The organism is Flavobacterium sp. CS20, assembly GCF_018080005.1.
In the GTDB taxonomy this organism is placed as follows: domain Bacteria; phylum Bacteroidota; class Bacteroidia; order Flavobacteriales; family Flavobacteriaceae; genus Psychroflexus.
This window is the reverse complement of the sequence record NZ_CP073015.1, coordinates 706587-730885: the sequence shown is the minus strand read 5'-3', so window position 1 is coordinate 730885 and position 24299 is coordinate 706587. Positions and strand designations below refer to the sequence as shown.

General features: G+C 34.2%; 20 protein-coding genes and 3 pseudogenes. 5 read left to right on the top strand and 18 right to left on the bottom strand.

The window, feature by feature from the left end:
• Together IGB25_RS03590 and IGB25_RS03585 are read right to left on the bottom strand one after the other, a co-directional pair.
• Complete coding sequence (locus tag IGB25_RS03590; RefSeq protein WP_211066198.1) at nt 1-441, bottom strand: TPM domain-containing protein; 441 nt, start codon at nt 439-441, stop codon at nt 1-3.
• Between the two features lie 5 nt (nt 442-446).
• The gene (locus IGB25_RS03585) at nt 447-1052 is read right to left on the bottom strand and encodes a LemA family protein (protein WP_247653595.1); all 606 of its coding nucleotides are present in this window, start codon (nt 1050-1052) and stop codon (nt 447-449) included.
• 169 nt (nt 1053-1221) lie between these two features.
• Here IGB25_RS03585 and IGB25_RS03580 point away from each other — a divergent pair, with 169 nt between their 5' ends.
• Nucleotides 1222-1995 carry a S1/P1 nuclease gene (locus IGB25_RS03580; protein ID WP_211066197.1) on the top strand — a complete coding sequence of 258 codons (774 nt, stop codon included), beginning with the start codon at nt 1222-1224 and terminating at the stop codon, nt 1993-1995.
• Between the two features lie 141 nt (nt 1996-2136).
• Here IGB25_RS03580 and IGB25_RS03575 read toward each other — a convergent pair.
• Nucleotides 2137-2226 (bottom strand): annotated as a pseudogene (locus IGB25_RS03575) (IS1595 family transposase); the annotation flags it as partial.
• Nucleotides 2227-2348: 122 nt separating this feature from the next.
• On the opposite strand from IGB25_RS03575, the gene IGB25_RS03570 reads away from it, so the two are divergent.
• Genes IGB25_RS03570 through IGB25_RS03555 form a run of 4 tightly spaced genes read left to right on the top strand, consistent with a single transcriptional unit; the run spans nt 2349 to nt 5986 of the window.
• The gene (locus tag IGB25_RS03570) at nt 2349-3095 is read left to right on the top strand and encodes a Rossmann-like and DUF2520 domain-containing protein (RefSeq protein ID WP_211066196.1); all 747 of its coding nucleotides are present in this window, start codon (nt 2349-2351) and stop codon (nt 3093-3095) included.
• The gene (locus tag IGB25_RS03565; protein WP_211066195.1) at nt 3088-3594 is read left to right on the top strand and encodes an HAD family hydrolase; all 507 of its coding nucleotides are present in this window, start codon (nt 3088-3090) and stop codon (nt 3592-3594) included. The genes IGB25_RS03570 and IGB25_RS03565 overlap by 8 nt, the downstream gene beginning before the upstream one ends.
• Before the next feature lie 12 nt (nt 3595-3606).
• Nucleotides 3607-4671, top strand: coding sequence for a chorismate synthase (gene aroC / locus IGB25_RS03560; RefSeq protein ID WP_211066194.1), 1065 nt, complete (start codon nt 3607-3609; stop codon nt 4669-4671).
• A 10-nt stretch (nt 4672-4681) separates the two neighbouring features.
• The gene (locus tag IGB25_RS03555; protein ID WP_211066193.1) at nt 4682-5986 is read left to right on the top strand and encodes a dicarboxylate/amino acid:cation symporter; all 1305 of its coding nucleotides are present in this window, start codon (nt 4682-4684) and stop codon (nt 5984-5986) included.
• Here IGB25_RS03555 and IGB25_RS03550 read toward each other — a convergent pair.
• The 15 genes and pseudogenes from IGB25_RS03550 to IGB25_RS03480 all read right to left on the bottom strand — a co-directional run bounded on the left by IGB25_RS03550 (nt 5983) and on the right by IGB25_RS03480 (nt 23471).
• Nucleotides 5983-6807, bottom strand: a complete 825-nt coding sequence (locus IGB25_RS03550) for a 1-acyl-sn-glycerol-3-phosphate acyltransferase (protein WP_211066192.1) — start codon at nt 6805-6807, stop codon at nt 5983-5985. The two genes, IGB25_RS03555 and IGB25_RS03550, sit on opposite strands and share 4 nt — an antisense overlap.
• A 99-nt stretch (nt 6808-6906) precedes the next feature.
• The gene (locus tag IGB25_RS03545) at nt 6907-7599 is read right to left on the bottom strand and encodes a pseudouridine synthase (protein ID WP_211066191.1); all 693 of its coding nucleotides are present in this window, start codon (nt 7597-7599) and stop codon (nt 6907-6909) included.
• A gap of 2 nt (nt 7600-7601) precedes the next feature.
• Nucleotides 7602-8444 (bottom strand): alpha/beta hydrolase, encoded by an 843-nt coding sequence (locus IGB25_RS03540; protein ID WP_211066190.1) that lies wholly within the window; start codon nt 8442-8444, stop codon nt 7602-7604.
• On the bottom strand, nt 8445-9053 hold the full coding sequence (locus IGB25_RS03535) for an inorganic diphosphatase (protein WP_211066189.1): 609 nt from the start codon (nt 9051-9053) through the stop codon (nt 8445-8447). It abuts the gene before it with no gap.
• Entirely contained in the window at nt 9043-9621 is a 579-nt protein-coding gene (locus tag IGB25_RS03530; RefSeq protein ID WP_211066188.1) for a hypothetical protein, read from the bottom strand. The genes IGB25_RS03535 and IGB25_RS03530 overlap by 11 nt, the downstream gene beginning before the upstream one ends.
• A 79-nt stretch (nt 9622-9700) precedes the next feature.
• Nucleotides 9701-10582 (bottom strand): sterol desaturase family protein, encoded by an 882-nt coding sequence (locus tag IGB25_RS03525; protein WP_211066187.1) that lies wholly within the window; start codon nt 10580-10582, stop codon nt 9701-9703.
• A 384-nt stretch (nt 10583-10966) separates the two neighbouring features.
• Nucleotides 10967-12334, bottom strand: coding sequence for a DNA recombination protein RmuC (gene rmuC / locus IGB25_RS03520; protein ID WP_211066186.1), 1368 nt, complete (start codon nt 12332-12334; stop codon nt 10967-10969).
• Nucleotides 12335-12495: 161 nt separating this feature from the next.
• Complete coding sequence (locus tag IGB25_RS03515) at nt 12496-12888, bottom strand: helix-turn-helix transcriptional regulator (RefSeq protein ID WP_247653594.1); 393 nt, start codon at nt 12886-12888, stop codon at nt 12496-12498.
• 4 nt (nt 12889-12892) lie between these two features.
• Nucleotides 12893-13080, bottom strand: a pseudogene (locus tag IGB25_RS15135) (type II toxin-antitoxin system HicA family toxin).
• Between the two features lie 89 nt (nt 13081-13169).
• A pseudogene (purL, locus tag IGB25_RS03505) lies at nt 13170-16846 on the bottom strand (phosphoribosylformylglycinamidine synthase).
• Nucleotides 16847-17659: 813 nt separating this feature from the next.
• The gene (locus IGB25_RS03500; RefSeq protein ID WP_211066185.1) at nt 17660-18154 is read right to left on the bottom strand and encodes a hypothetical protein; all 495 of its coding nucleotides are present in this window, start codon (nt 18152-18154) and stop codon (nt 17660-17662) included.
• The gene (locus tag IGB25_RS03495) at nt 18151-20328 is read right to left on the bottom strand and encodes an RHS repeat domain-containing protein (RefSeq protein WP_247653593.1); all 2178 of its coding nucleotides are present in this window, start codon (nt 20326-20328) and stop codon (nt 18151-18153) included. The genes IGB25_RS03500 and IGB25_RS03495 overlap by 4 nt, the downstream gene beginning before the upstream one ends.
• Nucleotides 20329-20433: 105 nt before the next feature.
• Nucleotides 20434-21633: an IS4 family transposase gene (locus IGB25_RS03490; RefSeq protein ID WP_211064494.1), complete on the bottom strand. Its 1200-nt coding sequence runs from the start codon at nt 21631-21633 to the stop codon at nt 20434-20436.
• Nucleotides 21634-22065: 432 nt separating this feature from the next.
• Complete coding sequence (locus IGB25_RS03485) at nt 22066-22752, bottom strand: hypothetical protein (protein WP_211066184.1); 687 nt, start codon at nt 22750-22752, stop codon at nt 22066-22068.
• The gene (locus IGB25_RS03480; protein ID WP_211066183.1) at nt 22740-23471 is read right to left on the bottom strand and encodes a hypothetical protein; all 732 of its coding nucleotides are present in this window, start codon (nt 23469-23471) and stop codon (nt 22740-22742) included. Before IGB25_RS03480 ends, IGB25_RS03485 begins: the two co-directional genes overlap by 13 nt.
• Between the last annotated feature and the right edge of the window lie 828 nt (nt 23472-24299).

Here is a 24299-nt window from a genome sequence, read left to right as displayed (position 1 = left end):
TTATCCTTTTGAAATATCATCTGAAAGTTCGTTGGTATCATCGCTTTGATACGGAAAGTATTGTTTCAACTTTTGCCCCACTTCTGCAATGCCTTTAACTAAGCCTTCTTTGTATTGATTTTTTTTAAAATAAGACGTTATCAACTTCACGGTAGATTCCCAAAAGCCTTGTCCTACTTTCTCGTTAATGCCTTTATCACCGCACAACACGAGTTTATGATCTTCTATAGCGACATAGATTAAAATGCCATTAGCCAATTCCGTTTTGTGCATTCCCAATTCTTCAAAAACGCCTAAAGCTCTGTCGTAAGCATCTTCAACAGGACATTTCATTTCAATGTGCAAGCGTATTTCTCCAGAAGTTTGTTTTTCACCAGCTTTTATGGCTTCTATAATTTCTTTTTCGTCGTCTTTTGAAATATATTCTTTAAGTTTTGGCATCAGTTTTAAAATTCAAATTCAACATCAGGTGCGTTTTCTGCTCCAGCATCAGCTTCGTAACGGGTTAAAGGTTCAAATCCAAATAGTCCCGCAAAAAGATTGTTAGGAAATTTTCTTATTAAAATGTTGAAATTACCTACTGCTTCATTATATCGGTTACGGGCGACATTAATACGATTTTCTGTACCTTCAAGTTGAGCTTGCAGATTGAGAAAGTTTTGATTGGCTTTGATATCAGGATAGCGTTCTACACTCACCAATAATCTTGACAAAGCCGAACTCACGCCACCTTGAGCTTGACCAAAAGCTTTGATGCTTTCTGGACTGAGGTTTGATGCATCGACATTGACTGAAGTCGCTTTTGAACGGGCTTCAATAACTTCGGTTAGAGTTTTGCGTTCAAAATCGGCAAGACCTTGCACGGTTTTAACCAAATTGCCAATCAAGTCGTTTCGTCTTTGGTAGGCACTTTCTACATTGCTCCAAGCGGTTTGGGCATTTTCTTCTAAGGTTACGGCTTTGTTATTAAAACCAGCAGTCATATTGTATAAAATTATTCCTAAAATCAGAATGATTCCAACTGGAATAATCCATTTTAAATGTTTGTTCATTTTTATCAATTTAGTTTTAAGTTTTACAAATTTAAGTTTAATTCATCGATTAATAGGTCTTTATTAAGATGAATATGTTACAATATTTACTGATTTTTTATAACAATTTAATGATATTAATTGCTTAAAAACATGAAGTAAAACTCTACTTTTGCAAAAAAAATAAACTATGAAATCTTTATTAATTGTGCTTTCTTTTTTAGTCACATTTCAATTTTATTCAAATAACGATTGGGGAAAAACTGGACATCGAACGGTTGCTGAAATTGCTAACCACTATTTAAGCGAAAAAGCAAAAGCTAACATCAATTTGCTTTTGCATGGACAGAGTTTGGCGGTGGCTTCTACTTATGCTGATGAAATAAAATCTGACGAACAGTATGATGAATTTAAACCTTGGCATTATGCTAATGTGCCTTTTGACAAAACCTATCTTGAAGCTGACAAAAATGAAGATGGTGATATTGTGATTGGGATTCAATATTGTATAAACGTATTAAAAGACAGCACAAGTGATGAAGAAGATAAGACGTTTTACTTAAAAATGCTGATTCATTTGATGGGCGATTTGCATCAACCATTGCATTTTGGGCTTAAAGAAGATTTGGGAGCTAATCGGTTTTATGTAGATTGGTTTGGCGATAATTCAAATTTTCATAAGGTTTGGGACTCTGAAATGATAGATTCTTATGGTATGAGTTATACTGAAATGGTTAAAAATAAAGCTGTATTATCGTTAAAGGAAATACATAAATATGCTGAAGGCGATTTAATTGATTGGGTTGAAGATACGCGAAAACTAACAAAACAAGTTTACAACTCAGCTGAACATCGAGAAAATTTGGGCTATCGCTATATGTATGATTGGTATGATACTTTAAATCTTCAACTTCACAAAGCAGGCATTCGTTTGGCTAAAGTTTTGAACAATATTTTTGGTTAACGTTTAGATGTCTAACGGTGAATTGTGCCTTTCAGGGCGAGCAAAAAAGCAAAACACTATGTTTTTTAGTTGTGATATTTAAAACTTTTACTTTTAATTCCCATGACTTAGCCATTTAAGATACACATTGCTATGGCAACTTTTTAGTTTTGCCAAAAAAGCTTTACAAGCGTCATCAGTTGGTAGTTCTTTGATAAAGTTTAGTATGTTTTGCCTTTTAAATTGTTCCATAACCCTTATATTTATTGAGTGCAAATTTCGGAAATCATGAGACTAACTAAAAAAGCAATATTATGAAAAAATGAAAGCTTAGGTTTAAAAAGTATTTCGTTGAATTTTAATACATTTGAAATATGATTAAAGTTGTTATTTTAGGTTCAGGCAATGTAGCTACCCATTTCGCAAAAGCATTTCAACAAGCAAATAATATTGAGCTTATTCAAATTTATAATCACAAGCCAGAAAGTCTCAAAAAATTTAAAAACATTGAAACTACTACTGAGCTAGATAAGGTTAAGAATGCAGATTTTTATTTGGTTTGTGTAAATGATGACAAAATCGAAAAATTGATTACAGCTCTAAATAAACCCAAGTCAATTGTCGCCCATACTTCTGGAAGTCTATCATTGCTAAATGCACCCTGCCGAAATGCCGTATTTTATCCGTTGCAAACCTTTTCTAAAAATAAAAGTTTGAGTTTTAAAAATTTACCAATTTGCATTGAAACTGAATATAAAAAAGACATACACACTTTAAAGGTTATAGTTGAAAATATCAATGCAAAAGTTTATGAAGTAAATACCTCTCAACGTCAAGAGCTACATTTAGTTGCGGTTTTTGTGTGCAATTTTGTGAATTATCTTTATCATATAGGTTATGAAATTTGTTCACAAAAAAATTTACCTTTTGATATTTTGAAACCCTTAATCAATGAAACTGCAGATAAAATAAATTATACAATTCCACAAAAAGCACAGACAGGTCCAGCTATACGCAATGATTTAAGCACCATCAATAGACATCTAAAGCAGTTAGAAAACTCTAAATACAAAGAATTATACCGATATTTGACCACTTCAATACAAAAAACCTATGAGTGAAACCAATTATAAGCAATTGCTAAACCATGTAAAGGCTTTTATTTTTGATGTTGATGGTGTTTTGACCAACGGCAAATTGCATATTTCTGAAAAAGGAGAACTGCTTAGAGAAATGAACGTAAAAGACGGCTATGCTCTGAAACATGCTATTGATAGAGGCTATGAAATTTGTATTATCTCAGGCGGAAAAAATCAAGCGGTAAAATTCAGATTACAAGGCTTAGGCATTACAAATATATACTTAGGTGTTGATGATAAAATGAAATGCTTAGAAGAGTTTTCTGATATCTATAATATTCCATTTAAAAACATGTGCTATATGGGTGATGATATTCCTGATTTGGCAGTGATGAATGCTGTGGGTTTGGCTACTTGTCCACAAAACGCAGTTTCAGAAATCAAAGCTATATCGCATTATATCTCACATAAAAATGGTGGAGATGCTTGTGTGAGAGACATCATAGAACAAGTTTTAAAAGTCCAAAACAATTGGTTATAAATCTATAATATTATGCCTGGAAATAGCTTTGGAAAATTATTTAAACTCACAACTTTTGGAGAATCTCATGGCAAAGCCATTGGTGGCATAATAGAAGGTTGTCCTGCTAATTTAGAAATAGATTTTGACAAGATTCAAACAGATTTAGACCGCAGAAAACCAGGTCAATCTGCCATAGTTTCTCAACGCAAGGAATCTGATGTAGTTGATTTTCTCTCTGGTGTTTTTGAAGGCAAAACCACTGGCACACCAATTGGATTCAATATCTCTAATGCTGATCAAAAATCAAAAGATTATGATCATATTAAAGACAAATTCAGACCCAGCCATGCCGATTACACCTATACTAAAAAATATGGACACAGAGACTATCGCGGTGGCGGACGCTCAAGTGCTCGCGAAACGGTATCTCGAGTTGTTGCTGGAGCAATAGCTAAACAGCTTATTCAACCCATTCAAATAACAGCTTTTACTAGTGCAATTGGAGACATAAAGCTAAATAAATATTATAAAGATTTAGATTTCAACTGTATTGAAAACAACCCTGTGCGTTGTCCTGATAAAAATTTAGCTCAAGAAATGGAGTCTTTTATCAAAAACATTCGCAAACAAGGAGATACTATTGGTGGCATAGTAACTTGTGTTATACAAAATGTACCAATTGGCTTAGGTGAGCCAGTATTTGATAAACTACATGCCGAACTGGGTAAAGCTATGCTCTCGATCAATGCTGTCAAAGGTTTTGAATACGGTAGTGGTTTTGAAGGCACAACCATGCTTGGCGACCAACATAACGATGAATTTCTGGTGGATGGAACAACAAAAACCAACTTTAGCATCGGTATTCAAGGCGGTATTTCAAATGGCATGGATATTTATTTCAATGTTGCCTTTAAACCTGTTGCCACTCTAATTCAAGACCAAAAAAGTATTGACAATCAGCATCAAAAAGTCACGCTTAAAGGTAAAGGCAGGCATGACCCTTGTGTAGTGCCAAGAGCTATTCCTATTGTAGAAGCTATGGCAGCTATGGTCTTGGCTGACGCTTATTTATTAAACAAAACATCAACCCTATAAAACATAATTTATGAAGAAGTTAGCACTACATTGGCAAATTCTTATTGGTATGGCATTCGGTATATTGATTGGGTTAGTTTTTACCAATTTTGATTGGGGTGTCAATTTTGTAACAGATTGGATCAAACCTTTCGGAAATATTTTTATCAATGCCCTGAAACTAATAGCTGTGCCCTTGATTATAGCTTCTTTGATCAAAGGGGTTTCAGATTTAAAAAATATTTCCAGTTTATCTCAAATGGGGTTAAAAACTATTGTAACATATATTTTAACCACTGTAATTGCCGTAAGTATTGGGTTATTGATTGTTAATATTATTCAACCTGGAAGTTCGATAGATGAGAATACTCGACAAGAGCTTCTTGATGCCTATGCTGGTGATGCAGAATCTAAAAAAGTAGATGCTCAAATGCAAAAAGAAAACGGTCCATTAAAAGCTATAGAAGATTTAGTGCCTGACAATATTTTTGGTGCAGCTTCAGATAATAGCAATATGCTACAAGTGATTTTCTTTGCTATTTTTTTTGGTATAGGGCTAATTTTAATCCCTGAAAAACAATCAAAGCCTGTAAAAGATTTTTTTGATGGTTTTAATGAAGTTATTCTAAAAATGATAGACATCATCATGCTGGTCGCACCTTATGGTGTTTTGGCATTAATGGCGACTTTAGTTGTAGAAGCTCCGTCTTCTGATTTATTCTTTGCACTCCTATACTATTCTGTCGCTGTAGTTAGTGGTTTGATTATAATGATAGGTTTTTATGTTCTTTTAGTATGGATATTTACTAAAAAATCGCCTTCTTTTTTTTTGAAAGGAATTTCACCAGCCCAACTTTTAGCGATATCTACTAGTTCAAGTGCCGCAACATTGCCTCTGACCATGGAACGCGTAGAAGAGCATTTGGGTGTTGATCCTAAAGTTGCAAGCTTTGTATTACCTATAGGAGCAACCATCAATATGGATGGTACAAGTCTATATCAAGCTGTTGTCATGGTGTTTATAGCTCAAGCTTTTGGTATGGATTTATCGTTTGGGTCTCAAATAGGCATTATTGCAACAGCAACTTTGGCTTCGATTGGATCAGCAGCTGTTCCAGGTGCTGGCATGGTAATGCTTGTGATTGTTTTAGGTCAAGCAGGTATTCCTGAAGCAGGTTTAGCACTTATATTTGCTATGGATAGACCACTCGATATGCTAAGGACATCTGTAAATGTTACAGGCGATGCTACCGTGTCTATGCTAATTGCAAAATCACAAAATCAACTTGGAGATCCTGATGTGAAAAATTGGGACGATAATTATAAAAAAGATTAGTCTTTTTTTCTTTCTGTTTTAGCACTATATCGTCTTTGTTGATTGAGCTCTTCTTGAAGTTTAAGCTCTTCTTCAGAAATAACTTTTTTGAAAGACGGATGTTGCTCAATAGCATATTCAATTTTTTCAACAATTTCTTCTGTAGTTTCGTTATCATAATCAATCTCAAGAGGTTCTTTAATTTGCATAGATTGCAAAATGCCACGTTTTTTTATATTAATCCCTTTTTTGTCAAACGAACGTCTAAAACCATCAATTACAATTGGTACAACAATAGGTTTATATTTTTTAATGATATGAGCTGTGCCTTTACGAATAGGTTTCCACGGTTTAGTAGTGCCTTGAGGAAAGGTGATAACCCAACCGTCGTTAAGGGCTTTGCCAATATTTGAAATATCGCTAAGCTTAACTTGTCTGTTGACTTTTTTTCCAGCGGCACGCCAAGTTCTATCAATACTCACCGAACCCGCATAAGCTAATATTTTAGGTAAAAAACCTCCTTTCATGGTTTCTCTTGCAGCTACATAGTATATATTTAATTTCGGATTCCATAAATAGCCTACATTTTTTAATGTGTCCACTCGCCCACTCAAACTGGCATTAAAAACGTGGTACATCGCCACAACATCAGCAAAATATGTTTGATGATTTGATATAAAAAGCACATTAGTATCTGGCAAATCTTTTATAATCTCTGAACCTTCTATTTTAAGTTGATTGAACCCAGAATATCTTCTATGGGTTAAAATGCCCATAAAACGAATTAACCACTTCTTTAAAACAAGGTAATGCCCAAAAGGATTTTGTTTAAATAAACCCATATTAAAATATTGGATGACAAATATACTAAACCTTAACAAATACAAGACCTTGAATGAAAAGGAAGATTTGTCTTTTGTTTTTTTAAAAAATTAAAGTTCTTACTGAAATTCTTTTAATTCTTCATCGGTAAACATACGGTATTGTCCAACTGGAATGTCAAGAGAAATATGCATAATTCTTATACGTTTTAAAGCAATAACTCGATAGCCTAAAGCTTCACACATTCTTCTTATTTGTCTGTTTAAACCTTGAGTTAAAATGATTTTAAAGGTGTTTTGATTCACTTTTTTAAGCTTACAAGGTCTTGTTTTGGTGTTTAATATTTTTACCCCGTTTTGCATTTCATTTAAAAAAGCCTTACTGATAGGTTTATTCACTTTGACTATATATTCTTTTTCGTGATAATGTCTTGCACGTAGTATTTTGTTGACAATTTCGCCATCATTGGTTAAAAATATTAAACCTTCACTCATTTTATCTAAACGACCTATGGGATAAATCCGCGTAGGATAATTGATATAATCAATAATGTTATTTTTCTCAACACTAGAATCTGTTGTGCAAACAATACCTTTAGGTTTATTAAAAATCATATAAACTTTTTTATCTTCTTGAGCGGTTATCACCTTACCGTTGACTTTCACTATATCGCCACTTTGGACTTTGGTGCCTAATTCAGGTAATTTATCATTGATTAAAATGGCATTTTGGGTTAAAAGTTTATCTGCTTCTCGTCGAGAACAATAGCCAACTTGACTTAGGTATTTATTGATACGAATTGGAAACTCCATTATTAGATTAAGATAAATTTTAAAATAGCCGTGTTTATATTTTCGTTATTTAAGGAATGACCAGCACCTTCTGTCAACATTAAAGTTGAGTTTTTTAAAGATTTGTTGATTTCAATAGCTTCTTTATATGGCACAATTTTGTCAAATTTATCATGGATAATTAAAGAATTTGTATTTATTGTGGTTGCAAACTTGGCTACAGAAAATGCTTCAAAACTATAATTGTAGCGATTTTCAAAATAGTTCTCAATGGCTTGCATAAAATTGTGACTCAAGCCTAATATCTTTTGAAAACCACTCATAAATCTTTGCATCTCAGAAGGTGATCCTAACAAAACTATTTTTTTTATAGCTCGGTTTTGAGCTTCATATTGATTGTAAATACAAGTCATAGCACCGATACTGTGACCGATAAGAATATCTGGTGAATACTCTTTTATCATCAATTGTAAAACTTCATGATAGATAGGAACATTTAAAATATTGCCTTCTGAATATCCGTGAGCTGGTGCATCAAAAGCGGTGATGTCAAAATCTTTAGCTTGTAATTTGTTTATCAGAGTTTTCCAACGGAAGCTATGGCTATCCCAACCGTGAACAAGCAAAACTTTTTGCCCTTGACCTGGCCAGCGGTAGGTTTGGATTTTGATTTTTTTAAACCCTATTTTGTCCGCTTGATGAGCTTTTAAAAAATCTTTTTGATGGGGTTTTATAAACCCTTTTCTCGGGGTACAAAACAATAGAAATGCTTTACGAATAGCTTTTTCTGGTTTGATTTTATATAATGTCATCAAACGCAAACCCATCAGTTTTGGCAAAAAAGACTTTATGAGTGTTTTGACCATTTATTTTGTTCTAATTTGCCATTTTTCAACTTCATTATGTGCAGATGTTTCGTCTGTCCAACCTAAAATTTTAACATCTGCGGACTTATCGTAATGCTCAAACCACTTCCCTATCATTTGTCTTAAAAAAGGATAATTTAATGGCAAATCTTTAAAATCCTTAATATCAATGTTTTGATATTTTTTATTTATGGGAATACTTAATATTTTATAATCCCATTCATTATTGCTTTTCATGTTTAATAAAGCAATTGGTTTTACACTAACAACTTGACCTGTTTTTAAAGGTTTACCCAAAACCAACACATCTAAAGGCTCACTATCAGCTTTTTGGGATTTGTGTATTTTTGTAGATGGTATAAACCCATAGTTGACAGGATAAGGCAAGAACTGAATTATCTTTGGTTTTCCATTTATAGTGTCTTGTTGAAATTGATTTTTATCAGAATTGTATTCTATTTTATCATTAGTTCCAGCTGGTATTTCTATAACAGCTTGAAGCAAACCTTTAGCATTATAGCTACTAATTTCTTCATAGTTGATGGTTTTGGAACTACATGATATTAATGATAATAGAATAAAACTTAGGAAAACGCTATTATTTTGCATCTTTATCGGGCTTAAAATTTATCCAAAATCTATTGATTTGAGCTCCATCAGGTATCATGGTTGGTTTGATATTGGCATCTAAATCAAAACGGACATTGCTTGGTAAAACTTTTTTATCAAAAGAGACAAAAGCATTTAAATCTTCTAAGGTAAGGATAACTGATTTTAGAGAAGTTTGAATGCTTGAGACATGGTGATGTTTTTTCAACTCAGCATAAGTTGAACCTAAACCTATACCATTTCGAGTTTTATATTTATCTGTTAAAATGCGAATATTCTCAATTAGTGAAACAGAATCTAAACTATGGTTGACTTTTATCAATAGTTGTTTTTGACCTGAAGTATCATAAACTTCTACTTCTTTAATGTTGGAACGATTAGATTGATTATAAGGGCTTTTAGCATTAATCAAGACGACAGAATCTGAATCTAGAAGCGTTTTGATTTCAGATATTTTTGTTGTGTTATTTAAATCACCAACTTGGTTTTTGGCAATGAGAAAATTGTTGTCTTTTTGGCAACTTGACACTAAAAACAATAGCCATAAAAGCGAAATATATTTCATCATAATTTTTTTCAAAAATAAAAATTTAAAAGTATTTAAAAGTTAAAATTGAAGCTACACTTTTCTTAATCATAAAACTTTACTATCCTTCGGTTTGTCTCAAGTCTTCTTTGTGTTTTTCAACAGGACTACCAAATAATATTTGCCATACATCTTTAACTGATTTTGATTTGCTTAAATCTTTAAAAACTTCAATCCATTCGTGAAAAACTAAGTAAAAAGGGTTATGAGAATTTACAGGTTTTGTGATGCCATAAACCGGTTGCTCTTCTTCTAATTGAAAAGTGCCAAACATTCTATCCCAAAAAATAAAAGTTGAACCGTAATTTTTATCAATATACTTTTCGTTAGTAGAGTGATGCACACGATGATGTGATGGTGTCGTAAAAACATACTCTATGGGTTTAGGCAGTTTTCTGATCAATTCTGTATGAAGCCAAAATTGATACAAAACTTCAATTTGATGCACAATTAAAAAAACAAGTGGATGAAACCCCATAAGAATTACAGGAAGAAAAAATACAATTTTAAGGTTTTGTGTCCAAGATAAACGGAAAGATACTGAAAAATTATAATATTCTGAAGAATGATGAACCACGTGAGTTGACCACCAAAACCTTTGTTCATGAGCTAAGCGATGTGCCCAATATCGACAAAAATCAAGAGCAATTAGGCATAAAATAAAAGACCACCACGTAATGGGTATTTTGATTGGAGCTAAATTATAAAAAAATAAAAACACTATAAAAACCCCGATTTTCATAAATCCATTCAAAAAAATATTGCCCAACCCTATTGATAGTGACGCAAGAAAATCTTTTGATGAATACAAGTTTTTGTTTTGTTTTCTGCTCAAATAGTATTCTAAACCAACAAAGAAAAACATCAATGGTGCTACAAACAATATAATGGTTGTAAAATCATAATTTTGAATATCTTCTAAACTCAAGGTTTTGCCTGTCATATTTTTTTTAATGCGAAACTACAAATACAAAAATGTTTCAGCTATATTTTAAGAAATAAAAATCAAAAACAAATGATTTCTTCTGTTCAATAAATAAATATAAATATTCGTTGCCCAAAGATTTTAAATTTGATAGAAACTTAGCTAATGAACGATAAAATATTTATCAATACCAATGTTTGGGTTTATCTCTTTTCTGAAGATAAAGGTATTCATTGGGATGATTTAGACGAAGATGTTTCTGTTGAACGGTTGTTGGGCTAAATAGATTACACAAAATTAAATTTAAGTCACTTGTTATTAAATGTTTAAACCTCACAGGTCTTTGAAACCTGTGAGGTCTCTAAGAAGAATATTTTATCTTAAATACAACACGCTAACATATCAACCTTCCCCATCTTCAATCTGATTCACTTCCGCTTTTTTAATCCATTTCGGACTGATGTCTTTGGTGGTTTTGATACCGAGTTTTTGAAGTTTAACCACATCTTTGATTAAATTTTGGTTACCGGTTAATTTCTTCATCGCTGAGGTGTAAGCTTTGTCGGTAGATTTAATGCGGTTGCCAAGGGTTTCTAACTCATCGAGTAAATTACTGAATTTATCGTATAAACTACCAGCGTGTTGGGCAATTTCATTGGCGTTTTGTCGCTGTTTTTCGTTGCTCCAAATCATATCAACGGTGCGTAAAGTTGACAGTAGAGTCGTAGGGCTTACCAGTAAAATATTGTCTTTAAAGGCTGAATAATAGAAATTCTGGTCTTCGTTTTGTGCCAAATACAAGGCTGGCTCAACGGGAATAAACATCAATACAAAATCAGGCGATTGTTTGTAGCCTAAATCTTGGTAGTTTTTAGCACTCAACTGTTTGATATGGGTTTTTAAAGAATTGATGTGTGCTTTAAGATGAAGTGCTTGTTCTTTTTCATCTTCGGCGTTAACGTAGCGTTCATAGGCAGTTAAGCTCACTTTAGAGTCAATCACCATTTGTTTGTCATTAGGCAAATTAATCACCACATCAGGCATAAAACGTTGACCGCTGTCGTCTTGATAAGATTGTTGTACATCGTATTCTCTGCCTTTGGTTAAGCCCGATTTTTCTAAAACGCGTTCCAGAATGAGTTCGCCCCAATTGCCTTGGGTTTTGCTTTCACCTTTAAGCGCTTTGGTGAGCTTTTCAGCTTCTTCGCTCATTTTGCGATTTTCTTCATTTAAACGTTTTATGACTTCATCTAAGCGAGAGTTTTTATCATTAAAGTTGTCTTGATTTTTTTGAACTTTTTCTTCAAAGGTTTTGATTTTTTCTTTTAATGGATTGAGAATTTGCTCAATATTTTCTTTATTGGATGTCGTGAATTTTTGAGATTTTTGGTCGAGGATTTTATTGGCCAAGTTTTCAAATTCTTTGGTAAATTTTTCTTGCAAGTTTTCAATGTCTTGCTTTTGAGTCTCTAACTTTTCTTGAAGATTTTTATATTCAGTTTCGGTTTTAGTCAATTGATTTTGAGCATCGTCTTTAGCTTGACGAATGCGTTCTCTTTCAGTTTTCAAATCGTCAATCTCTTGTTGGTGTTCGGTTTTTAAACTTTCAATTTGTTTTTCAACATAACTCAGTTGGTTGTTCAATTGATTATTTTGTTCTTCAAGTTGATTGAGTTCAGCTTTTCTATTGGTCTTAGAAATATATTGACCTATAAAAAAACCAACAGCAAGACCTATTAAAATTGTTACAATCGGAATCCAAATATCCATAATTTTTTGTTTTTTAAAATAATTAGTATGTAAGTAACAAAATTTTTAGCTACATAATTTTGCTAAAATCACTTAGTTTTTCTAATCAATTTATTTTTCGCCATTGCTCTTTTGTCAGCATTAATTGTAGTTATTTTTGTAGAAAGCACTCTCAAAAAATTTTACGCAGTTTGCAGTAAATTAATTCCAGATAATTCCTGACCGATTTGATGAATTCCATCTAATATTTTTTCGGTTTGTTTTTGCGAAGGTTTTTTAGTTCCAGAAACATATTGAGAAAGTAAAGTTGCATTCATTCCAATTTTCTCAGCTAAGAATTTTGCGTTTAAGACTTTGTAATATTTAAAAAACTGCTTAAAATCAATTTCAAATCTAATATCATTTGGCTCTACTTTTACATTTTTATCTTCAAAGTAAAATTCAGTCGATTCATAAGCACTGTTAATCAACTCAGGTATAGATTGTGCAGTCGTGAAAATTGGATAATCTAAAGCATAAGCAGAAAAGCCAGTATCCGTTTTCTCAACATTCATTATAATTTTCTTTCTTGCCATAATTCTAAAGTTTAATTCCTGCATCTTTTAATATTTTCTTTTCCAGTCCTTTACCCATTTCTTGACTTCCGTGGTTCGGAAATATAATCGTCCTTTTTTTGTTTCGTGTCGCATTTTTACGTGAGAACCTTTTTGAGATACAGCATACCAACCATTTTTTGTCAATATTTTGTAAAGTTTGGAGCATTTCATTCAAGTCTCACTTTGTTTTAAAAGCAAAGGTAAACTATTATTTACTTCTAAGCAAGTGTGTTAATTTTGAAAACGGATTTTTATGCACATTACATTTTAGAAATATTACCATTTTTTAGCCATTGAACGGCGTTTTCGAAGGCCAAAAGCCAAGGCGTGATTTTGTCTTCAGTTCTGTCTTTGGGATAATACGCCCAGTTCCACGGAAAAATAGAGCGTTCTAAATGTGGCATCATCACCAAATGTCTTCCGCTTTTGTCCGTTAGCATTGCCGTGTTGTATTCTGAGCCATTGGGATTGGCTGGATAAGCATCGTAAGCATATTTACCGACAATATTGTAATTTTCTTTGGCATAAGGGAATGAGAATTTTCCCTCGCCATGTCTTGCCCAAATGCCGAGTTTCATTCCAGCAAGATTAGACAGCATCACAGAATTGTTGTTTTGAATTTCAACGGACGTAAATTGACACTCAAACTTATGCGAATCGTTGTGGAGCATTTTTGGCTTCTCATCGTCTTCAGGATGTAGCAAACCGAGTTCGATAAAAAGCTGACAACCATTACAAACGCCAAGAGACAAAGTGTCTTCTCGTTTAAAGAAATTGTATAAAGCTTTTTTGGCTTTTGCATTATATAAAAAACTTCCTGCCCAACCTTTGGCACTGCCCAAAACATCTGAGTTTGAAAATCCACCTACAGCGACCAAAAATTGTATGTCCTCAAGATTTTCAGCACCGCTGATCAAGTCAGTCATATGAATATCTTTGACTTCAAATCCTGCCAAATCTAACGCCTTTGCCATTTCACGTTCTGAGTTTGAGCCTTTTTCTCTTAAAATTGTTGCTTGAGGTTTCTCTTTAATCGACTTTTTTATTTTGCCTACAAAATTCTGTGGAAATACATATTGTAAGCTTTGGGTTTTATAATTTTTAAAACGTTCTTCTGCTAAAGTTTTGGGCGTTTGATTTTTGTCAAATTCAAAAGAAGTTTGATACCAAACATCTCTCAATTTGTCCACATCAAATTGATGGTCTTGATTTTGATGTGATATATTTAAAAACCGCTGTCTTTGACATTTACCGATTTTATGAACGCTGAGGTTTTGTTTCTTTAAATAATTCTCAACTGATTTGTCATTTGTCGCTTGAATTATAATTCCAGCATTTTCTGCAAAAAGCGTTTCAATAATATCTGAAGATTTAAAACTTGATAAATCAATGTCAGCACCAATATTTTTATCAGGAAAACACATTTCTAAAAGACAAGTAATCAATCCGCCTGATGAAATGTCGTGACCTGCGAGAATTAAATCCTTCTTAATGAGATGTTGTATAGCATTAAAGGCTTTTTTAAAAAACTCAGCGTCTTTGATTTGTGGCGTTTGCTGTCCGATTTTATTTAAAACTTGTGCAAAAGAAGAACCGCCAAGTTTAAGTTTATCTTGACTTAAATTGATATAATATAAACTACCACCATTGACTTGCATTACAGGTTCAACCACCTGTGAAATATTACTGCAATGACCTGCAAGAGAAATGATAACCGTACCAGGTGACAATACATTTTTGTCTTTGTATTGTTGCTTCATAGACAACGAATCTTTACCTGTTGGGATGTTAATACCTAAATCTAAAGCAAAATCTGAAGCCGCTTTTACAGCTTCGTATAACCTGGCATCTTCACCAGGATTTTTGCAAGTCCACATCCAGTTGGCTGATAAGCTTACGGATTTTAAGTCTTTGTCAAGTGGTGCCCAAATCAAATTGGTTAAAGCTTCTGCTATAGAGTTTTGTGAACCTGCCTTAGGATCTATCAATCCTGAAATAGGCGAGTGACCAATGGAAGTCGCAATGCCATTTTGACCTTCATAATCTAACGCAACAACACCACAATTATTTAGTGGTAATTGAAGTTTGCCGACGGTTTGTTGTTTGGCTACACGACCAGAAACACAACGGTCAACTTTGTTGGTTAGCCAATCTTTACAAGCCACGGCTTCGAGTTGTAAGACTTGTTTGAGATAAGTGTTTAAGAGGTCTGTTTGGTATTCAACTTTATCGTAAGACTGCTTTACGGTCTTATCTTTCATTATGGTTTTTGGCGAATTGCCAAACAAATCTTCTATCTTGAGATTCATTGGAGTTCTACCAGTGGTTCCACTTCTAAAAACAAATTGATGATCTTCTGTGATTTCACCAACCATATAAAAAGGTGCACGTTCTCTTTCCGCAATTCTTTCAAGGGTTTTTGTATCTTTTTCAGAAAGAATTAATCCCATGCGTTCTTGAGATTCATTACCAATCAATTCTTTAGCAGAAAGGGTTTTGTCACCAACAGGCAGTTGGTCTAAATCAATATAGCCACCAGTTTCTTCTACAAGTTCGCTCAAACAATTTAGATGTCCACCAGCACCGTGGTCGTGAATTGAAATGATGGGATTTTCAGCACTTTCAACCAAAGCTCTTATGGCATTAGAAACACGTTTTTGCATTTCAGGATTGGCACGTTGTACGGCATTGAGTTCAATACTGCTGTCTTGTTGACCGGTATCGGCAGAAGACACGGCTGCACCGCCCATACCAATTCTGTAATTATCGCCACCGAGAATGATGATTTTATCGCCTTTTTTTGGCACGTTTTTTTGAGCTTGTTTTTCAAGTCCATAACCAACGCCACCAGCCAACATTATTACTTTGTCATAGCCGAGAAATCTGTCGTTTTCAGCGTGTTCAAAAGTGAATAAAGATCCACAAATCAGTGGCTGTCCAAATTTATTACCAAAATCTGAAGCGCCATTTGAGGCTTTAATTAAAATATCAAGCGGAGTTTGGTATAGCCATTTTCTGGCTTTAAAAGCTTTTTCCCAAGGTCTATTCTTGCTGACACGAGAGTAGGACGTCATATAAACGGCAGTTCCAGCCAAAGGAATTGAACCCCGACCACCAGCCATACGGTCTCTAATTTCTCCACCGCTACCTGTTCTGCACCATTAAAGGGTTCTACTGTTGTTGGAAAATTATGGGTTTCTGCTTTTAAAGAAATCACAGATTGCACACTTCTGTTTTGATAAATAGAAGCTTTATCAGCTTGTTTTGGGGCAAATTGCTTGATTTTTAGTCCTTTGATAAAAGCAACATTATCTTTATAAGCTGAGACAATTTCATTTGGAAACGCTTTAGAAGTTTTTTTAATTAAACTGAAAAGAGACTCTTCTTTTGACTTTCCATCAATAATAAATTGACCATTAAAAATTTTATGTCGGCAATGTTCAGAATTGACCTGAGAAAATCCAAAAACTTCAGCATCGGTCAAAGGTCTTTTGAGTTTTTTGCTCAGATTTTCTAAATATGTAATTTCTTCTTCACTTAGTGCTAAGCCTTCTTCTTTATTGTAAACAGAAATATTTTTGATATCTTTCACTGATTCAGGTTGGATATGAATATCAAACATATCTTGACTTAAATGCTCGTAACTTTGAAATAACATGGGGTCAAAATCATCAAAATCAAGAGCAACTGCTGTCAATTCTTCTATCCGCTCAATGTCGTTTAAGCCCATGTTTTTGGAGATTTCCACAGCATTGGTTGACCAGAGTGAAATCATATTGGCGCGAGGATCGATAAATTTTTTATCATCGGGAAATTTTACAACAGGTTCGGCTTCAGCAAATAACCAATATAATTTTTTTAAATCTGCCTTTGAAAAGGCTTTGTTGTGAACAACTGCAAAAAATAGTTTTGAATCACTTGAAAAAAAAGAAATCATAAAAAAATCAGCTTAGGGCTTTAAGCCACAAAAATACGATAAATTTATAATGGAAGAATTCTAATTTAAAGTTATTCAATTTGAAAAAAGAATGAAGCTACAAAACCAAAGTAAGTTTAATTATAAAACTAAAAATATCTTGTTGAGTGAAGTTTTAAACTTTGCTCAGGCTGGTAAACCTGATTTATTTACATATAACACATATAGGCTTCTTTTACCATCTTCAATACTGTTTTAGTCTAGTATTTTACAGCCTAAATTGCTGAACATGATGGCAATATAAACAAATCACTGTATTCTTTAAAATGGCTGATGTGCGAAGTCGTTACAGATTCCTATGATGATTTATGCTTCTTACGTAGTTGTAAAGCTACGAAGTCACAGACTTCGCAGAGCGGGAATCTTTGCACTCGTTATAAACGAGCGCTAGCTGGTTGGGACCGACAGATCTTCATTTTTACTTTGTATAATGGCATGGATGTGATTTGACATAATCACATAACCAATCAACACCATTCCTTTATTGTTTTGGCAGTATGTAAAACTATCTACAACAATATCTTTATAGCGCTTTCTTGTAAAGACGTCTATCCAATCGACTATTGTAAAAGTAACATAATGCGGTTTGCTTTAGTTTCGTATTTTACAGCCTAGATTGCTAAACATGATGGCAATATAAACAAATCAATGAATTCTTTAAAATAGCTAATATGTGAAGTCGTTACAGACTCCTATGATGATTTATGCTTCTTACGTAGTTGTAAAGCTTCGAAGTCTTAGACTTCGCAGAGCGGGTGTATTGATTTTTTTAATTCAATTCTCCAACCAAACTGGATTGATAAAATCGACATCTTTTGCTAAAGCACTTATGAAATCATTATTATTTTCTTTTCCAAATAAACATTTTATATTCACAGAATTATAATCTATTGTTTTATGTTTTGCATTATAATTCATCCTTATTAAGAATAGACCACCATCAAGTTCTGGACAATTTGTAGGTAATATTCCATTAAAAGTATTTTGTGCTTCACTTAAATAATTACCATAAAAATCTGATGCTGTTGTATCAATCTTGTGAATTTTACCTTTTATTAAATCATACTTAATTCTATTTTTTTTATTGTAAGACCATACTTGTGAAAAGTTTGAATACATTGACGTAATCACAAAAGAATTACCATTCTTTTGAAAAAGCTCTTCTGCAAGGCTAACTGTCTTTTTAAAGTTTTTTCTGATTCCAAATTTTTGAGAGGAGCAAGATGCTACAATTAATATTATAACTGATATGTAAACTATTTTTTTCAAAATCTTAAATGTGATATAAATTCAGATAAAAGAGTTATTTTAAATTGCTGATATTTCACTTTCATCACTGAGCCTCTTCCATTATAAAAGTTAACACGATTATCTCTAGCGCCAACTACAAATGGATTTCCATTGTAACCACTACGCTCTAAGTCAGCCTGATAAGGAATATCACCCCTTCTTATATTTCTACCATTAATATTTCTACTGTAATTAGAGGGTGTTGAGCTTCCTAAACCTTGTGTGTCTGGATGAATATGGTAATAAACGTCAAGATTGCTCATATCTATATCTAATTTATCGCCATCAACAACAAAAGGCTGGACGCTTCCTTTAACCTCTCTTCTTCCGTCTCCTAAATCTCTATTGGTTACTGCAGGTCCTTCATCCCATTGAGTTGTTTCAAAACTTGAAAAAGTGCTGTGTCCACCATTTTCCTTATTTGAAGATAAGGTAGATTGCAAGCTTTGATCCACAGAAAAAATCATTTGGGATGGTATAGAGGAAACTTCATCAGAACTACTTAAATCACCAGAATAAAACTCGCCATTCGCAGTCGCATTTTTAACATCTCTTTTTGTTTGACCGCTTACAAAATATACCCGACCATTATTCGTGCCATCATCGCCTAAGTATTTTAAATTACCCCAAAAGTTTTTACCATAAATTGGATCTTCTACAACCATTCCCGTAGGGTCAACATATCTTACCGGATTATTCATTGTATAGTTGTATGGTGACCATGAGGGGTATTTCTCCGCTAACGGGTCAACACTCAGCCATAAACTGTTTTTGGGGTTATAATAGCGGGCGCCGTAGTAATAGTTGCCCGTTTCCTGGTCAAATTCTTTGCCGTTGTATTTGTAACGGGTGTTGTGTGAATTGAGGTGTTCATCGGTGAGGAGCTCACCAAATGGCAAATATTCGGCGTGTTGGCTAATGTCACCATCATAATTTGACACATAATTTGAAGAACCGAGATGGTCACTGTGAAAATAAAACACTTCTACATGTTGCAGGTCGCCGGCATAGCCGTGAGCAAAATTATTTGAACTTGTTGTGACGTTTTCATCTTCTGATATGTCAACCGTTTCACTTTCAAGTGGTGGTATATCAAAGGCTTGTAAAATACGGTTTCTTCTTTCATTAAGATGGTTAAAATTCTGCCCGTCTTCATCGGGGTCTTGTAAAACATCTATCAGGTTTATTCCATCGGCATTGGCTAAATTGGCAAGGGGTATAATTTGTTTTGAATAAAAACCAAATCGCTCACTGGTTCCAATTTTACTAGCCACTCTTTGGCTACCAATATGATAATGTTTAGTATAAGACAAGGCTTGATCTCTAACTATAAACTTTAAGACCTTGGTAGTAATCATCCCATCCGGATAGATATAAGTCTCCGTTTTACGCGCATTGCCAACGTCCTTTGCATTGCTATGAATATCAACTTGTTGATATAGATATTTGATAATCCGTTCACCACCAGCATCGTAGGTATAAGTGGCAATAGGATGGTCACTTTCTTCAGAATACGGATTAAGATCTACAGCCATAAGTCTATTTTCTTCATCCCAAAGGTAATGAATTTTTGTGATTTCTTCTTCTCCTATACCTTCTATCACTTTTGTAAGATTACCGTTGGCGTCATGTTTTATGTTTTGGTTTTTTATTCTTGGGTCATCTTGACTGTCGCAACAATTTACTCCTGTGGGTTGTTCTTTTATTTCTCTCACGGCATGCGGTTGAGTGTAACCATAGTTAGAACCCGCTATGAGACCTCCATCGTCGTCGTAGGTATAATCTAATTGATAGCTGTTATTCTTTACTACGCTAGCATTTTCCATTGGTTCATTGAGATCACTTACCGGTTTATTTAGGTGGGTCTGTGTTTTGTTTATGAAGTTTCTACTCGGATCTTGAGCATCGTAGGTTAAATCAAGATTATATTCATGTTTAAGAAAGGGGTTGCCACCTTGACTTTGAGTATTGACTACATCATTTGGCCCTGTATAACTTCCGGATGCAGAGGTAAGTCGGTTGAAATTATCGTAAGAAAAATTATAATTGACAGGTCCGATAAGATCACTTGTCGTTGAGCTAGGCTTCGTTATCCAAACTATATGATATTTACAATCATATGTTGTGTGTGATGTTTTTCTGTAATTTTGCACATATCAAAAATCATTGTTGTCCGATAAAAATCTAAATTACTAAAAAAATCTTTTGTATCGCCTAATTTCACTGTGTAGCTTTAGTATTTTAAAAATAGAACCTCCTTATGGGTCAAAAAGGCTTAATTGACCTATATTTTTTGTTGTAATATCTTCCCATTTTGCTTCTGGATTTTTAAGGAATTTGAACAAATCAATATAGGTCATTAAATGATATCGTATCACGGACATCATATTAGAATATGCCCATTTTCTTTCTGCTTTTCTCTGAATGACAAGCATTATTAGTTGTATGATTAAGCTGACCCATATCTGTATCTCGATGGCATTTTGATTATCTCCAAGAAAATACTTTAGCGGGAAGTTTTGTTTAAGGCGTTTGAACATAGTCTCGATTTGCCACCTGTTCTTGTAGATCTCGGCAATTTTATCTGCCTGAAGTTCATAATTGTTGGTAATGAACTCATAAACTTTTTGGTGTTTATCGTACCAAAAAGCTATTCTTCTAAGGTAAAATGGCTTACCGTCATTGTCTTTGAGTTCTATTTTTTCGTCCTTTAGGACAGCATCATCTACCGTGTCGGGAATATCAAACTCTTCAAGGCTTGTATAACGGGCATTGTCTTTTTGTCTGGTCACAAAGTAAATATTCTCTAAGGTCCATTTTTGGTATTGTTTATAATCCACATAACCTTTATCAAAGACGACATAAGAACCTTTCTTGAGTTCAAGATCCTTTAAAAAGGTATGGTCATGGGTTGCGGCATTTGAGAACTTTATCAGACAGGGCACATCTTCCATAGCATTTATCATAGTGTGCATCTTGATACCACCTTTCTTTTTGCCGTTGAGTGAGTTTCTACCTACACCTTTAAGAATGTCACTAAAGAGTGTTATAGTTGATGAATCAACAATTTTAAGGTCTTTTACAGCTGGTTCATAAGTTCTGCTGTCCGACAAAAATCGGTGGTAACGTTTATAGAGTAAATGGTAAATATCAGCAAATACTGATGAGCTTCTTCTCCTGTTGGCGTCAGATAATGTGCTTCGCTTTGGGAAATCTTTTAGCCCCAAATGGTTGATTTTTCCTTCACAAGCAAGCATAATACTCGATACTTCACGAAGCGAGCTACAACCACTAATGACAGTGAAAATCATAGTAACTAAATGCTCATAAGTAGTGAACTTTTTAGTGTATCTGTCGCTGTTATGCTTTTCGGCTGTCCGATAAACATCGTTGGGTAAAATAAAATTTAAAACCTGTTTGATAATGGGTTGACCGCTGAAATTTTTACTTTTGTTCATATCTCTTTTTTTTTGCGAAAGATGAAGATATAAAAAAGTGGGAAATCCTGTATTGGAAATCCCACTTTAAAATATTTTATCGGACACTAATGATCAAAAATATAAAAAAACTAAAGTCTTCGCCTAAAGGCGAGAGATTTTCCTCCCCCAGAATGATACATTAATGAATTCTTTAAAATAGCTAATATGTGAAGTCGTTACAGACTCCTGTGATGCTTTATGCTTTTTACGTAGTTGTAAAGCTTCGAAGTCACAGACTTCGCAGAGCGGGTTTTCCATTATTATCAATATATCCTTGATCTTGTAGTTGTTTTTCTGCTTCTGAATAAGATATTCCTTGAAAATCTGCTAATGTCTGTGCATTATCTCCCTTTTCTGCAATTAAATTTCCTTCACTATCGGGAACCCATTCAGGTGCACGACCATCGGGATTTATTTGTTTTCATAAACGCTATCTAATTCAATCATTTTAATCGGTTCTGAATTTACGTATAATGATGTGAAATTTATGATACCCTCCTTTTCTTGGATATTTCTCACTATTAAAGGCAAATCAAAACTATCATCAATCATTAAAAAATCATAACCCTTATAGTTTATCAATTCCCAATTTCTTTTAAGGTTTCCATAGTGTTTGCTTACAAGAACCGAACTGTTTAAAAATGTTACGGTATCCGTTAGTTTTTGGTAATCAACACGGAATGACTTACCTTTTAAAGGTATTTTCTTTTTTGATATATTTTTTAGGGAATCTGACAGCTTTTTGTACACCATTTTTGTCCCGTCATAATCTTCAAAAACCAAACTATCTTTTGACCTATTAATCACATTAAATGTAATAGTGTCATCAACTATCAGCTTTTTCCCTTTTACCGTATATATCCCTCCATAATTACTATTTGGAAAATTTTTCACCCCCTTGATATACACGGAGTCATTTATAAACTCTATTACCTTTTTTGCAGGAATAGGCAACCGTTTATTTTCATCTGCACGTTGAAGATAAGAACTTACCCAAATACCCTGTATGCTTTCATCAAAATCATTACAGGAAATAAACAATAAAAATATTACAACTGTGAATAGTTTATTCATACTATCATTTTTTAAAAGTCCCACATAAAATTATCTATCCTTTTCTGTGCCGACTTATTTCCCAAGTTAATTATAACGGTTGGTCCTTTTCCACTAAAAATAACAGGGTTACTGTAAAGTTGCCCGAAAGGGGTCGCAAAACTATTTTGAGTTGCGTCCACTTGGTTTATATAGTTTGCATTTTTGTTTCTAACTGTGTAATTACCTGTAAAAGGAATATTCTCACCGTCAATATTTAATGTGGATTTAAATGAATATGTATTTGATGATAAGATTCCGGATTTTCTACTATATCCTTCAATATTAAGGTCTATTGCAGGGTAAATTGACATAGAAGCGTAATCGTCATTTGGGTCAGATTCCGAAAAACGTTGGTTAGCCGTTCGTTGTTTATGAATAGCCTCCTCTAATTTTGGGGTTACTTTTGCAGAAATATAAGACCCTTCATCTACATTAGGTCTAACACTGCCACCAATTGCTCTCTTGAACCTATCAAAATTAGAAAGATTTTTATCAAAATGTTGATTTATATCTCCTTTGCTTTCCCCTACATATTCGTATCTATTTGTATTGGTAATGTCCATGACCTCATTTACTTCCTCTTTCCAAACATACTTGTCATTCTGTTTGTCATAAACCCAATCATCAGGGCTTTCCGCACTCATCCCTGTAGGGTCAACGAGTACCGTAGGGCGGTGCATCGCATAAGCATAAGGCGACCATCCCGGGAACTTCTCCGCCATTGGGTCGACGCTTAAAAACCTCTGTACGCTTTTTTGCTCCGCTGCTTTCGTCCTATACACGACTTTCAGCGGGGTTTCAATAGCTTGGTTATATGTCAGTTTCAGGCAACCCATTAAGGGCAAAGATAGTTATTTTCACCATACTTTTTTCTTTCATCTGAACAAAAGCCCCGCAGGGATTTGATAGGCAATTTCATTTCTTGCAGGATTTTCATTTGAAAGAAAGAAGCATATCAATAATATTTTCCCAAAAGAAAAAAGGAAAAAAAAGAAAGCCCTCCATCAAGTGGAAGGATGCAAAAAAGCAAGGGCGGAGCGTAGCGGAGTGCATTTTACCCTTGCTTTTTTGTCAGCCTGGAACTTAGCTTTCTCGCCCTTTTTTATTCTTTTTGGACGAATAATCAACCCTTAATCATTTTCCTTACCTGTCGGGGATCCTGTGGGTTGGTTGAGCGTAAACGCAGGAAAAACAGCCTTGAGCTAAACGGCTGGACGGAGGTCGCAATGAGTGGAGAGAGGCACGAACGGAACGGGTTGCAGTCCGAACGACCAAGCCACCGGAGAGAGGAACGAACGGAGGTTGCGAGCCGCCAGCGAGTGGAGCAAGGGTGGTGCAAAGGAAGCCCGCAGGAACGAGGGCGTTTTGCGCCTATGTGTGGAGCGTAACGCAGGGTTTTTGTAATTTTTTCTTATACAAAAACCCGGAGTGAAGTGGAACTTACACAAGGCTTACCGCTTTAATCGCCAGAGCGAAGCGGAGGCAAATCAACAAAGTCAAGCCGCGACCCGCGACGACCCGCAGGCGAGCAAAATTATGGCAGGCGGTGG

Excerpts from the sequence above, each read along its gene's own strand:
- IGB25_RS03590 (WP_211066198.1), bottom strand. The coding sequence starts at position 441 with ATGCCAAAACTTAAAGAATATATTTCAAAAGACGACGAAAAAGAAATT.
- IGB25_RS03585 (WP_247653595.1), bottom strand. The coding sequence starts at position 1,052 with ATGAACAAACATTTAAAATGGATTATTCCAGTTGGAATCATTCTGATT.
- IGB25_RS03580 (WP_211066197.1), top strand. The coding sequence starts at position 1,222 with ATGAAATCTTTATTAATTGTGCTTTCTTTTTTAGTCACATTTCAATTT.
- IGB25_RS03570 (WP_211066196.1), top strand. The coding sequence starts at position 2,349 with ATGATTAAAGTTGTTATTTTAGGTTCAGGCAATGTAGCTACCCATTTC.
- IGB25_RS03565 (WP_211066195.1), top strand. The coding sequence starts at position 3,088 with ATGAGTGAAACCAATTATAAGCAATTGCTAAACCATGTAAAGGCTTTT.
- aroC (WP_211066194.1), top strand. The coding sequence starts at position 3,607 with ATGCCTGGAAATAGCTTTGGAAAATTATTTAAACTCACAACTTTTGGA.
- IGB25_RS03555 (WP_211066193.1), top strand. The coding sequence starts at position 4,682 with ATGAAGAAGTTAGCACTACATTGGCAAATTCTTATTGGTATGGCATTC.
- IGB25_RS03550 (WP_211066192.1), bottom strand. The coding sequence starts at position 6,807 with ATGGGTTTATTTAAACAAAATCCTTTTGGGCATTACCTTGTTTTAAAG.
- IGB25_RS03545 (WP_211066191.1), bottom strand. The coding sequence starts at position 7,599 with ATGGAGTTTCCAATTCGTATCAATAAATACCTAAGTCAAGTTGGCTAT.
- IGB25_RS03540 (WP_211066190.1), bottom strand. The coding sequence starts at position 8,444 with ATGGTCAAAACACTCATAAAGTCTTTTTTGCCAAAACTGATGGGTTTG.
- IGB25_RS03535 (WP_211066189.1), bottom strand. The coding sequence starts at position 9,053 with ATGCAAAATAATAGCGTTTTCCTAAGTTTTATTCTATTATCATTAATA.
- IGB25_RS03530 (WP_211066188.1), bottom strand. The coding sequence starts at position 9,621 with ATGATGAAATATATTTCGCTTTTATGGCTATTGTTTTTAGTGTCAAGT.
- IGB25_RS03525 (WP_211066187.1), bottom strand. The coding sequence starts at position 10,582 with ATGACAGGCAAAACCTTGAGTTTAGAAGATATTCAAAATTATGATTTT.
- rmuC (WP_211066186.1), bottom strand. The coding sequence starts at position 12,334 with ATGGATATTTGGATTCCGATTGTAACAATTTTAATAGGTCTTGCTGTT.
- IGB25_RS03515 (WP_247653594.1), bottom strand. The coding sequence starts at position 12,888 with ATGGCAAGAAAGAAAATTATAATGAATGTTGAGAAAACGGATACTGGC.
- IGB25_RS03490 (WP_211064494.1), bottom strand. The coding sequence starts at position 21,633 with ATGAACAAAAGTAAAAATTTCAGCGGTCAACCCATTATCAAACAGGTT.
- IGB25_RS03480 (WP_211066183.1), bottom strand. The coding sequence starts at position 23,471 with ATGGCGGAGAAGTTCCCGGGATGGTCGCCTTATGCTTATGCGATGCAC.